This window comes from Staphylococcus equorum, assembly GCF_001747895.1.
Taxonomy (GTDB): Bacteria; Bacillota; Bacilli; order Staphylococcales; family Staphylococcaceae; genus Staphylococcus; species Staphylococcus equorum_A.
The window spans coordinates 267892-280155 of sequence record NZ_LNNB01000009.1; the positions used below are offsets into that span (position 1 = coordinate 267892).

Here is a 12264-nt window from a genome sequence, read left to right on the forward strand (position 1 = left end):
AATTTTTTAAGTTTAATAAAGTGTCAATATCAATTGTGCAAAAATATTCGATTTCTATCATTTGGTTTTTTCTAAACTACTGGTATAATATATTGGTGGTATAAGGAGGACAAATAAACTATGCAAACAGTTGAAAGTATAATTATTGGTGGCGGTCCTTGCGGATTAAGTGCTGCTATTGAACAAAAGAAAAAAGGTATTGATACTTTAGTTATTGAAAAAGGAAATGTTGTAGATGCAATCTATAATTATCCTACACATCAAACTTTCTTTTCATCAAGTGATAAATTAAGTATTGGGGATATTCCATTTATTGTTGAAGAAAGCAAACCACATAGAAATCAAGCTCTAGTATATTACAGAGCAGTGGTTAAGCATCATCAATTGCGAGTTAACGCTTTCGAAGAAGTCCTCACAGTGAAAAAAATTAATAACCGTTTTACGATTACAACAACTAAAGATGTCTACCAATGTAGATTCCTTACTGTAGCAACTGGCTATTATGGTCATCATAATCATCTTGAAGTAGATGGAGCTGAGCTTCCGAAAGTAATGCATTATTTTAAAGAAGCACATCCTTACTTTGACCAAAATGTTGTAATTGTCGGAGGTAAAAACTCAGCTGTAGATGCAGCTTTAGAGTTAGAAAAAGCTGGGGCTAACGTAACAGTTATTTATCGTGGAGAAGATTATCCAAAGGCAATTAAACCATGGATTCTACCGAATTTCGAATCTCTAGTACGCCATGAAAAAATTAACATGGCATTTAACTCAAATGTTACTAAAATAACAGAAGATAGTGTATTTTATGAGCAAGAAAATCAAACAATTGAAATTCCTAATGATTATGTCTTCGCTATGATTGGTTATCATCCAGACTATGATTTCCTACAATCAATTGGTATAGATATCAACAGTAATGAGTTTGGTACTGCGCCAGTTTATAACAGAGAAACTTATGAAACAAATGTCGAAAACTGCTATATCGCTGGTGTCATTGCGGCAGGCAATGATGCAAATACAATTTTTATTGAAAACGGCAAATACCACGGCGGTATTATCACTCAAAGTATATTATCTAAAAAACAAACACCACTTGAATCATAATAATATAATAAACTAGGGCACGAGACAGAAATTTTTCTAATGAGATTTCGTCGTTCCATCCCGGCAGTGGCTGACTATAAAATGGAATGCAAGCTTGATATAAGCGTATTTTCAATTCCGTCAGCCACTGCTAATTTAAAAAAATGATGAGGCTGAGACATGTGATATGTCCCAATCTCATCATTTTTAAAATCATTATAACTGTGATTCGAAATATTTTTTTAACTGCTTAGCGTTTAATTGATTACTTAAACCTACTAAAAGTTTAAGTCTTGCTTTAGGTCCATTTAATCCGTTTGAAAAAACAACGCCTTTTTCAGCTAAGGTAGCACCGCCACCTTCATAGCCATAAATTGGGCCAACAATACCATTAAACGATCGTGAGACAAGTACAACAGGTATTGCTTTATCCAAACACTTATCTAGACCCTCTAAACATGTAGGTGGCAAATTGCCTTGGCCTAGGCCTTCGATAATGATGCCATCAACTTGATGCTTACTATAAAAGTTTAATACATCACTATTCATTCCCATATAAGCTTTTACTAAAGGAATATTTAAATCATGGTTAATATCATTTAAAACTAAATGTTCGTATGGTTTATGGTGAAATTGAACACTATTTTTTGTCACTACACCCAATGGGCCATGATTAGGACTCTGAAATGTATTTGTATTGGAGGTATGCGTTTTAGTCACATTTCGCGCAGTATGAATTTCATCATTAAATACGACCATAACACCCATATCTGCTGCATTATCACTTGAAGCCACTCTAATAGCTGAGATGAAATTATATAACCCATCTGAACCAATTTCATTTGAAGAACGCATAGCACCCGTAATTGTTATCGGTTTTGAAACATTTATAGTAAGATCTAGTAAGTATGCTGTTTCTTCTAACGTATCTGTACCATGTGTAATAACAAACCCATCATAATTTTCATTCCTACTAGCATCCTCAATAATATGCTTTAATGTTTCTACATATTTTATATTCATATGTGGGGATGGAACGTTAAATGGCGTAATTTCTGTTACATCAGCATATTGTTCAATAATGTCTTGATGGTTGGATATTGGATTGTCTGAATTTGTTACTACTTTATTAGTTTCATCTTGTGACATGCTAATCGTCCCACCAGTATGTATGAGAAGAAGTTTTTTCATATGGGCATTCCTCCTATTTATAACTTACATATTTATGATAAAATATTATACATAAAACAACAAGGAAGGTTTACTAAAATGAAATTAATTAATATCGCACTTGATGGACCTGCTGCTGCAGGGAAAAGTACAATAGCTAAACGCGTTGCTGCACAATTATCAATGATTTATGTAGATACTGGCGCAATGTATCGCGCTATAACTTATAAATATTTACAACAAAATAAGACTGAAGACTTCTCGCAATTGATAGATTCATCTGAATTATCATTGACGTATGATGAAGAAAAGGGTCAGAGAGTCATTTTAGATAACCATGATGTTACTGATTTTTTAAGAGAAAATGATGTGACAAACAATGTTTCCTTTGTAGCATCTAAAGAAGCTGTGCGCACTTTTGCAGTTAAAAAGCAACAAGAATTAGCAGCTCAAAAGGGTATTGTTATGGATGGTAGAGACATTGGAACAGTTGTATTGCCAGATGCAGATTTAAAAGTTTATATGATTGCCTCTGTTGAAGAACGCGCAATGCGTAGACAAAAAGATAATGAACAAAGAGGCATCGACTCTAATGTTGAACAATTAAAACAAGAAATTGCCGATCGAGATAATTATGACATGACACGTGAAATTTCACCTTTGAAAAAAGCGGATGATGCAATTACAGTAGATACTACAGGTAAAAGTATTGAAAAAGTAACTGAAGAAATTTTATCCTTAGTTACTCAAATTAAATAAAATATTAATCTTTTTCTTAAATACAGTGTATTATAATGCCGTTTCTTTTTAAATTGTGTAAAAAGGTTATATAATAACTAATATAGGGTATATAAATAAGGTACATTTTTATATCAATTAGATCTGCATATATATAAATAAATGTAAATTTTAGGTAAACATTTCAAAGCTTTTGTTAGCTAGAAACCCTGATTTTACAACTTTTTAACAAATAGAATTTGAATTCCTATAATAAAGGGGAATTTCTTGACAATTCTGTCAGTTTATAAGATGTTATAATTATGTAGTGTAATAAGGAGGCAGACAAGATGACTGAAGAATTCAACGAATCAATGATCAAAGAGATTAAAGAAGGGGATACAGTTACTGGTGAGATTCAAGAAATTGATGAAAAACAAGTAATTGTAAACATTAATGGTGCTAAATTTAATGGTATCATCCCTATTAGTCAACTTTCTACGCATCATATAGACAATCCAAGTGATGCTGTCAAAGTTGGTGATGAAATTGGTGCATATGTTACAAAAGTAGAGTATGACGAAGAAAATGAGACCGGTGCTTATATACTTTCTAAACGTCAACTTGAAACAGAAAAATCATATGAATTTTTACAAGAACAATTAGACAACAATAAAACGATTGAAGCTAAAGTCACTGAAGTAGTAAAAGGTGGTTTAGTAGTCGATGTTGGCCAAAGAGGGTTTGTACCGGCTTCATTAATTTCAACAGACTTCATTGAAGATTTCTCTGATTTCGAAGGACAAGTTCTTAAACTAAAAGTGGAAGAATTGGATCCTGCTAATAATCGTGTCATTCTTAGTCGTAAAGCTGTAGAGGCATTAGAAAATGCAGAGAAAAAAGACGATTTATTAAATTCACTTAATGAAGGCGATGTGATTGAAGGTAAAGTTGCACGCTTAACTAACTTTGGCGCTTTTGTAGATATTGGTGGCGTAGACGGACTTGTTCACGTTTCTGAATTATCTCATGAACACGTTAAATCTCCAGAAGACGTAGTATCTATTGGAGATACAGTTAATGTAAAAGTAAAATCAGTTGATAGAGATTCAGAACGTATCTCATTATCAATTAAAGATACTTTACCAAGTCCATTTGAATCAATAAAAGGTGAGTTTAACGAAGGTGATGTCATCGAAGGAACAGTTGTTAGACTAACTAACTTCGGTGCCTTTGTTGAAATTAAACCAGGCGTTCAAGGTTTAGTACACATTTCTGAAATAAGACATACTCACATCGGTTCACCAAGCGAAGTATTAGAGCCTGGGGAAGTCGTAGGTGTTAAAGTATTAGGTGTTGACGTAGAAAAAGAACGCATTTCATTATCTATTAAAGCAACATTAGAATCAGAAAATGTCGTTGAAAGTGATAGTGCCACTACGAAATCTTACTTAGAAAGTGGTTCTGACGATGATGACAATCCTACTTTAGGTGATGTTTTCGGAGATAAATTAAAAGACTTCAAGTTTTAACGTTTGAATTTAACACCAATTTTAAATCTTGTCCTAACATTTATTTAGGACAAGATTTATTTTTATGTAATCTCTAAAAACAAATTTTTTAAAACTAACCTAATAATATTAGTACAGATTAAATATTTCTTTTGATTTGGTTACCCCTTATGATAGAATTATAGAGATTAAAAAAGAGAGGAAGTTAGTTATGACTAAACCTATAGTAGCAATTGTAGGCAGGCCCAATGTAGGCAAATCTACAATTTTCAATAGAGTCGTAGGTGAACGTGTATCTATAGTAGAAGATACACCCGGTGTGACTCGAGACAGAATTTATTCATCAGGCGAATGGTTAACACATGATTTTAACGTCATCGATACCGGTGGTATTGAAATTGGTGACGCACCATTCCAAACACAAATAAGAGCACAAGCAGAAATTGCAATTGATGAATCTGATGTCATTATTTTTATGGTCAACGTACGAGAGGGTTTAACACAAAGTGATCAAGTTGTTGCTCAAATGTTATATAAATCAAAAAAACCTGTTGTTTTAGCAGTAAATAAAGTAGATAATCCAGAAATGAGAAATGAAATTTATGATTTCTATGCGCTTGGTTTTGGCGATCCTTATCCAATTTCTGGTTCGCATGGCTTAGGTCTAGGTGATCTTTTAGATGAGGTTGTCAAACACTTTAAAGAAGAAGAACCTGATCCATATGATGATGATACAATTCGCTTATCAATTATCGGACGTCCAAATGTTGGTAAATCTAGCTTAGTTAATGCAATACTAGGTGAAGAACGTGTTATCGTTTCTAACGTAGCAGGAACAACACGTGATGCGGTCGATACTCAATATACTTATGACGACCAAGACTATGTCTTAATTGATACAGCTGGTATGCGTAAAAAAGGGAAAGTATATGAAAATACAGAAAAATATTCTGTATTACGTGCCCTAAAAGCTATCGAACGTTCAAACGTTATTTTAGTTGTTATTGATGCTGACCAAGGCATCATCGAACAAGATAAACGCGTGGCAGGATATGCTCATGAAGAAGGTAAAGCTATTGTAATCGTAGTAAACAAATGGGATACAGTTGATAAAGAAACGAATACAATGAAAAAATTCAAAGATGAAGTTCGCAAAGAATTCCAATTCTTAGATTACGCTGAAGTTGCATTTGTTTCTGCAAAAGAAAGTCAAAGACTTAGAACGTTATTCCCATATATTACACAAGCTAGTGAAAACCATAAAAAACGCGTGAAGAGTTCAACTTTAAATGAAGTAATCACTGACGCTATTTCTATGAACCCAACTCCAACTGATAAAGGTCGTAGATTGAACGTATTCTATACTACGCAAGTAGCGATTGAACCACCAACCTTTATCGTATTTGTAAATGATGTAGAATTAATGCACTTTTCTTATAAACGTTATTTGGAAAATCAAATCAGAGCAGCATTCGGTTTTGAAGGTACACCTGTGCATATTATACCTAGAAAGAGAAATTAATTATCGGAGGAGATATTCATGTCTAAAGTAACAGTCTTTGGTACAGGAAGTTTCGGTACAGCTTTAGCAAATGTTTTAGCTGAAAATGGACACCAAATATTGATGTGGGGTAAAAACGAACAAACAATCAATGAAATTAATGAACAACACATCAATAGTAAATATTTAAAAACAGCTAAGATCAATGATTCAATCAAAGCAACATTAGATATAAAAGCTGCTGTAAATTTTTCTGAAGTCTTTTTAATGGCATTGCCTACAAAAGCTATGAGATCGGTAGCAAGCGAAATTGATTCACTTTTATCAACTCCAAAAACATTTATACATGTAGCAAAAGGGATAGAAAACGATACTTATAAACGTGTTTCTGAAATGTTAGAGGATTCTATTTCAGCAGAACATAATGCAGGTATCGGTGTATTATCAGGTCCAAGTCATGCAGAAGAAGTTGTCATCAAACAACCAACGACAGTTGCTGCATCTTCTAAGTCACCTGAAGTAAGTAAATTAACACAAGACTTATTCATGAATGATTACTTACGCGTTTATACAAATGAGGATCTTGTAGGCGTTGAATTAGGTGGCGCGTTAAAAAATATCATCGCTGTAGCAAGTGGTGTAATCTCAGGCATGGGCTTCGGAGACAACGCTAAAGCTGCACTCATGACTAGAGGTTTAGCAGAAATTAGCCGATTAGGTGAAAAACTAGGTGCTGATCCTATTACTTTCTTAGGTTTAGGTGGCATTGGTGACTTAATCGTTACATGTACATCTACGCATTCTAGAAACTACACATTAGGCTTTAAATTGGGTGAAGGAAAATCATTAGACACAGCGTTAGATGAGATGGATATGGTTGTCGAAGGTGTATATACCACAAAATCAGTTTATCATTTAGCAAAATCGCAAAATGTTGACATGCCAATAACTAACGCACTTTATAGTGTTTTATTTGAAAACAGACCTGTAGATGAGAGTGTTAAAGACCTTATGGGACGTGGAAAAAAATCTGAATAAAGAAGCATTATTACACTTTTTAACAAATATATAGCAATTTGTTGTTAAAATCCTATTATTTCAACGTTTTCTGCGCATAAATCATTGCAGTTGCAGTATTCGTTGTGTTAAAGTCATACCATAATGATATTAAGTATCATTATAAACCCTAGGGGAGGTGAATTCATAATGAACAAGACAGATTTAATCAATGCTGTTGCAGAACAAGCTGATTTAACTAAAAAAGAGGCTGGTTTAGCTGTAGATGCAGTATTCGAATCAATTCAATCATCACTTTCTAAAGGTGAAAAAGTACAATTAATTGGATTCGGTAACTTCGAAGTACGCGAACGCGCTGCTCGTAAAGGCCGTAACCCACAAACAGGTAAAGAAATTGATATCCCTGCAAGCAAAGTTCCAGCATTCAAAGCTGGTAAAGCATTAAAAGACGCAGTTAAATAATTCTTTACTAAAACTAAAGCCCTTTTATAAGGGGCTTTTTCTTTTTTTATACACTTTTAATCTAAGAACGTTAAACAATTTGCATTTATTTATACTTAATATGATATCATTCGATATAACGATGATATAAATTAAATATTGTAATTGTCATAGCGCTTAATATAAATTAAATTATACATACATAAATCAGAAAAATTAAACGTTTCATTACACTAAAAATGTATTTGTACAAATACATCATACATAAATATTTACCGCTTTAACTATCGTTGATTTTATTTTTCTCTATATAATGTTAATATGTATATGGATAATAACGTGAGGTGTGAACATGGAAACGACATTAAGCATATTAGAAAAACAAATTGTACATCGACTTAAAGGTATACATTATTATGAATCTATAGCTATTGATGAAAACTTAGCGCAAATTCTCGATTCATATGATATTCCTGAAGAAGCTAGATTAGCTTGCCTCACAATAGATACTGCGATGCGTCATTTAGACGAAGTTTCTACAACGTTATCGTCTAAAAAGTCTATTTTAATTGGTGACTTATTGAGCGCACATTTTTATACATTATTAGCAAAGTTAAACGCTCCAACTTATCAAAAAGAAATAAGTGCAGCAATCGTTGAAGTGAATGAAATGAAGTCATCCATACATCACGATGCACTTACTAAAGAGAACATCAGTCAATATATATTAAAAGTTGAAAACCTATTTCCACGTATTACAATTCAACATTTTGCTCCTGATGCCAATCTTGAATCAATCAATGATAAATTATTAGCGAACTTAGCTGAAAAGCATCCTTCTTATTTAAGTAAATTTTCTAAAGATGAATTAATTACATTTTTAGGTGAAATAAAGTCTGAAATACATTCAAAAAAGAGGTAATTAAATATGGCAGATAATAAAGCAAAAAAAGAACAAGTACATGACGTTTTTCAAAATATTTCTGGCAAGTACGATCGCCTAAATAATATTATTAGCTTTGAGCAACATAAGACTTGGAGAAAACGTGTTATGAAAGAAATGAACGTTAAACCTGGTAGTAAAGCTTTAGACGTATGTTGTGGTACTGCTGATTGGTCTATTTCACTCAGTAAGGCTGTAGGACCTACAGGTGAAGTCATTGGTGTAGATTTCAGCGAAAACATGCTCGAAGTCGGCAAAGGTAAAACACAAGATATGCATAATATACAACTTGTACATGGCGATGCAATGAATCTACCATTTGAAGACAATGAATTTGATTATGTAACTATTGGGTTTGGTTTACGTAATGTACCTGACTATCTAGCTACACTTAAAGAATTATACAGAGTGCTTAAACCAGGTGGTATGGTTGTCTGTTTAGAAACTAGCCAACCTACAACACCAGTATTCAAACAAGGTTATAAACTTTATTTTAAATTTATAATGCCTATTTTCGGTAAAGTTTTTGCAAAATCTAAAGATGAGTATGAATGGTTGCAACAATCTACTTTTGATTTTCCAGATAAAGAAAAATTAAAACGTCTGTTTGGTCAAGCAGGTTTCAGTAACATAAAAATACGTAGCTTTACAGGTGGCGTTGCAGCGATGCACCTTGGCTATAAATAAAAATGAATCAACCAAAGGTGATTAACGTGTCAAAGTTAAACATGAATAGTGAAATAAAGAAAATCGAAAAGCGATTAGAACAATCTCTTATAAGCAATGATAAAGTACTAGAAGATGCTTCTTATCATTTGTTTTCTTCAGGTGGTAAACGCGTTAGACCTGCCTTTGTAATTTTAAGTAGCCAATTTGGTAAAGAAATGAATGATGATGTTTATCGTGTAGCTGTTGCGCTTGAATTAATTCATATGGCAACTTTAGTTCACGATGACGTCGTAGATAAGAGTGATAAACGTCGAGGAAGCTTAACTATAGCTAAAAAGTGGGATCAAAATACTGCTATTCTTGCCGGTAACTTTTTACTTGCGTCAGCACTTGAACATATTTCAAACATTGAAGATAATCGTATTCATTCGGTGATTTCAAATGCAATCGTTGAAGTATGTATGGGGGAGCTATTTCAATTCCAAGATCAATTTAATGGTTATCAAACAATCACGAGTTATTTGCGTAGAATTAATCGCAAAACAGCATTACTGATACAATTATCTACTGAAGTAGGTGCGATTGCTTCTGGTGCCGATTTGAAAACAGTTCACAATTTAAAAATGATTGGCCATTATATTGGCATGAGTTTTCAAATTGTGGATGATATCCTCGATTTTACAAGTACAGAAAAAAAATTAGGAAAACCAGTTGGTAGTGATTTGATGAATGGTCATATCACTTTACCTGTATTATTAGAAATGAGAAAGCACCCAGAATTCAAAGCGCAGATACAACAACTTACTCCAGACTCAGATCAAGAAACGTTTGACTACTGTATTCAACGCATTCAATCATCTGATGTTATACAACAATCACAAGTAATTAGTGATAAATATTTAGATAAAGCGTTAAACCTACTTGATCAATTGGAAAGCGAAGCTGCTAAACCCTTGTTTAAGAAATTAATTAAAAAAGTTGGAAAAAGAAATTTATAAGTTATATGAAAAGCATTGAAAGCGCTTTAATTACCTGTTAATATATTAATGTATCTCAAAACATAATCTTTTATTGATACATAGTCATGTACATTATTACTGTACAATTGATACATAACAAACAGGGGGATTCACACATTATGGAAAGAACATTTCTAATGATTAAACCAGACGCGGTACAACGCAATTTGGTAGGAGAAATCATTTCTCGTATTGAACGAAAAGGACTAAAACTTGTAGGCGGTAAATTTATGACTGTACCACAGTCACTTGCAGAAGAACATTATGCAGAACACACAGATAAACCGTTCTATAACAAATTGATTGACTTCATCACTTCTGCACCAGTATTCGCTATGGTAGTTGAAGGTGAAGATGCCGTAAATATTTCGCGTCATATTATAGGTAAAACTAATCCGTCTGAAGCTACACCAGGCACAATTAGAGGAGACTTAGGTTTAACTGTAGGTAGAAACATTATTCATGGTTCAGACTCAGTAGACTCAGCTAAAAAAGAAATTAATCTCTGGTTTAAAGCTGAAGAATTAAGTGATTATACTGGATCACGTGAAGCATGGTTATACGAATAATATTAACTTCAATAAATATTAGGCTTTATGATGATAAATTTTTAAAATATAAAAAGCTAACTGAAATTTAATTAATTCAGTTAGCTTTTTTATTTTACGTGTAACATTTAGTGAAACCCTAAAGTGAGTATAGAGTATAAAATAACCTTCGGATATCTAAATAGCCTTATAGATGGAAAGAACGAAATCAAATTTTAACCTTTACTTTCTTTTCCACCCTAATTAATAGATAATATTGGAAAATGATAATGTTTCTATATAAAATCTAAAGTTCTTACTATAAAAAATATTCAAATGTTACACTTGAAACATGGAAGTTTTCATAAGATTCAATATTTGTAAATTTTTCTGTTAATTTGAACAATTGAATGTGATAAGATATAGAGAATATTATAATTTAAAGTACTAAAGGAACGGAGTGGGAAAAGTATGAGATATTTAACTTCTGGTGAATCACATGGACCACAGTTAACTGTAATTATTGAAGGTGTACCAGCAAATCTAGAAATCAACGTAGCAGATATTAATGAAGAAATGTTTAAACGACAAGGTGGATACGGTAGAGGTCGTCGCATGCAAATTGAAAAGGATGCAGTTGAAATTGTTTCAGGAGTGCGTAATGGATATACTTTAGGTAGTCCAATTACATTGATTGTTACAAATGATGACTTCACACATTGGAAGAAAATTATGGGTGCTGATCCAATTAGTGAAGAAGATCAAGACAATATGAAACGTGTAATTACCAAACCACGTCCTGGCCACGCTGATTTAATTGGTGGTATGAAATACAATCATAGAGACTTAAGAAACGTGTTAGAACGTTCTTCAGCAAGAGAAACTGCTGCACGTGTTGCAGTTGGTGCAGTTTCTAAAATTTTGTTAAAACAATTAGATATTAATTTTTATAGTAGAGTGGTTGAAATTGGTGGCATCAAAGATGATATTGAATATGATCTTGAAACAATTAAAGCTAATATCGATAAAAATGATGTTCGCGTTGTAAATGATGAGATAGCTCAAGAAATTCGCGATAAAATTGACTCAGCTAAAAAAGCAGGTGATACAATCGGCGGTGTAGTCCAAACAATTGTTGAAGGCTTACCAGTGGGTATTGGTAGCTATGTACATTACGATCGTAAACTTGATGGTAGAATTGCTCAAGGCGTTGTAAGTATTAATGCATTTAAAGGTGTAAGCTTTGGTGAAGGTTTTAAAGCAGCTGAGAAACCAGGCAGTGAAATTCAAGATGAAATCTTGTATGATACTTCGAATGGTTACTACAGAGGTTCCAATCACTTAGGTGGCTTTGAAGGTGGTATGTCTAATGGTATGCCTATTGTGGTTAATGGTGTAATGAAACCCATCCCAACACTTTACAAGCCGCTAAACTCCGTTGATATTAATACAAAAGAATCATTTAAAGCTTCTATTGAGCGTTCCGACAGCTGTGCTGTACCTGCAGCAAGTGTTGTAGTTGAGAATGTCGTAGCATTTGAAATTGCAAAAGCATTACTTGAAGAATTCCAAAGTAATCATATAGAGCAATTAAAATCACAAATAGACGAACGTCGTTTATTAAATATAGAATACTAAGTAGCAATTTAAAATTTATGAAGTA

The 12264-nt window shown here is 33.0% G+C and carries 12 protein-coding genes; 11 read left to right on the forward strand and 1 reads right to left on the reverse strand.

Features of this window, described 5'->3' with window-relative positions:
* Positions 1-120: 120 nt before the first annotated feature.
* A complete protein-coding gene (gene ypdA, locus AST02_RS03155; protein WP_069815576.1) occupies positions 121-1107 on the forward strand; it encodes a bacillithiol disulfide reductase YpdA in 987 nt (328 codons plus the stop codon).
* Positions 1108-1302: 195 nt separating this feature from the next.
* On the opposite strand, the gene AST02_RS03160 is transcribed toward ypdA, so the two are convergent.
* Complete coding sequence (locus AST02_RS03160) at positions 1303-2277, reverse strand: asparaginase (RefSeq protein ID WP_069815578.1); 975 nt, start codon at positions 2275-2277, stop codon at positions 1303-1305.
* Positions 2278-2355: 78 nt separating this feature from the next.
* On the opposite strand from AST02_RS03160, the gene cmk reads away from it, so the two are divergent.
* The 10 genes from cmk (at position 2356) to aroC (ending at position 12239) form a co-directional block, all read left to right on the forward strand.
* Complete coding sequence (gene cmk / locus AST02_RS03165) at positions 2356-3015, forward strand: (d)CMP kinase (protein ID WP_046465636.1); 660 nt, start codon at positions 2356-2358, stop codon at positions 3013-3015.
* Positions 3016-3323: 308 nt separating this feature from the next.
* Positions 3324-4505: a 30S ribosomal protein S1 gene (gene rpsA, locus AST02_RS03170; RefSeq protein ID WP_069815579.1), complete on the forward strand. Its 1182-nt coding sequence runs from the start codon at positions 3324-3326 to the stop codon at positions 4503-4505.
* A 190-nt stretch (positions 4506-4695) separates the two neighbouring features.
* Positions 4696-6006: a ribosome biogenesis GTPase Der gene (gene der / locus AST02_RS03175; RefSeq protein WP_069815581.1), complete on the forward strand. Its 1311-nt coding sequence runs from the start codon at positions 4696-4698 to the stop codon at positions 6004-6006.
* Between the two features lie 18 nt (positions 6007-6024).
* A complete protein-coding gene (locus AST02_RS03180) occupies positions 6025-7023 on the forward strand; it encodes an NAD(P)H-dependent glycerol-3-phosphate dehydrogenase (RefSeq protein ID WP_069815583.1) in 999 nt (332 codons plus the stop codon).
* A 168-nt stretch (positions 7024-7191) separates the two neighbouring features.
* Positions 7192-7464, forward strand: coding sequence for an HU family DNA-binding protein (locus tag AST02_RS03185; RefSeq protein WP_002483248.1), 273 nt, complete (start codon positions 7192-7194; stop codon positions 7462-7464).
* Positions 7465-7795: 331 nt separating this feature from the next.
* Positions 7796-8365, forward strand: a complete 570-nt coding sequence (locus AST02_RS03190) for a hypothetical protein (RefSeq protein ID WP_046465374.1) — start codon at positions 7796-7798, stop codon at positions 8363-8365.
* Between the two features lie 6 nt (positions 8366-8371).
* Positions 8372-9073, forward strand: coding sequence for a demethylmenaquinone methyltransferase (locus AST02_RS03195; protein ID WP_046465373.1), 702 nt, complete (start codon positions 8372-8374; stop codon positions 9071-9073).
* A 26-nt stretch (positions 9074-9099) separates the two neighbouring features.
* Positions 9100-10053, forward strand: a complete 954-nt coding sequence (locus tag AST02_RS03200) for a polyprenyl synthetase family protein (protein WP_176721567.1) — start codon at positions 9100-9102, stop codon at positions 10051-10053.
* 140 nt (positions 10054-10193) lie between these two features.
* Positions 10194-10643 (forward strand): nucleoside-diphosphate kinase, encoded by a 450-nt coding sequence (ndk, locus tag AST02_RS03205; RefSeq protein WP_069815587.1) that lies wholly within the window; start codon positions 10194-10196, stop codon positions 10641-10643.
* Between the two features lie 429 nt (positions 10644-11072).
* The gene (aroC, locus tag AST02_RS03210; protein ID WP_046465370.1) at positions 11073-12239 is read left to right on the forward strand and encodes a chorismate synthase; all 1167 of its coding nucleotides are present in this window, start codon (positions 11073-11075) and stop codon (positions 12237-12239) included.
* Positions 12240-12264: the final 25 nt, after the last annotated feature.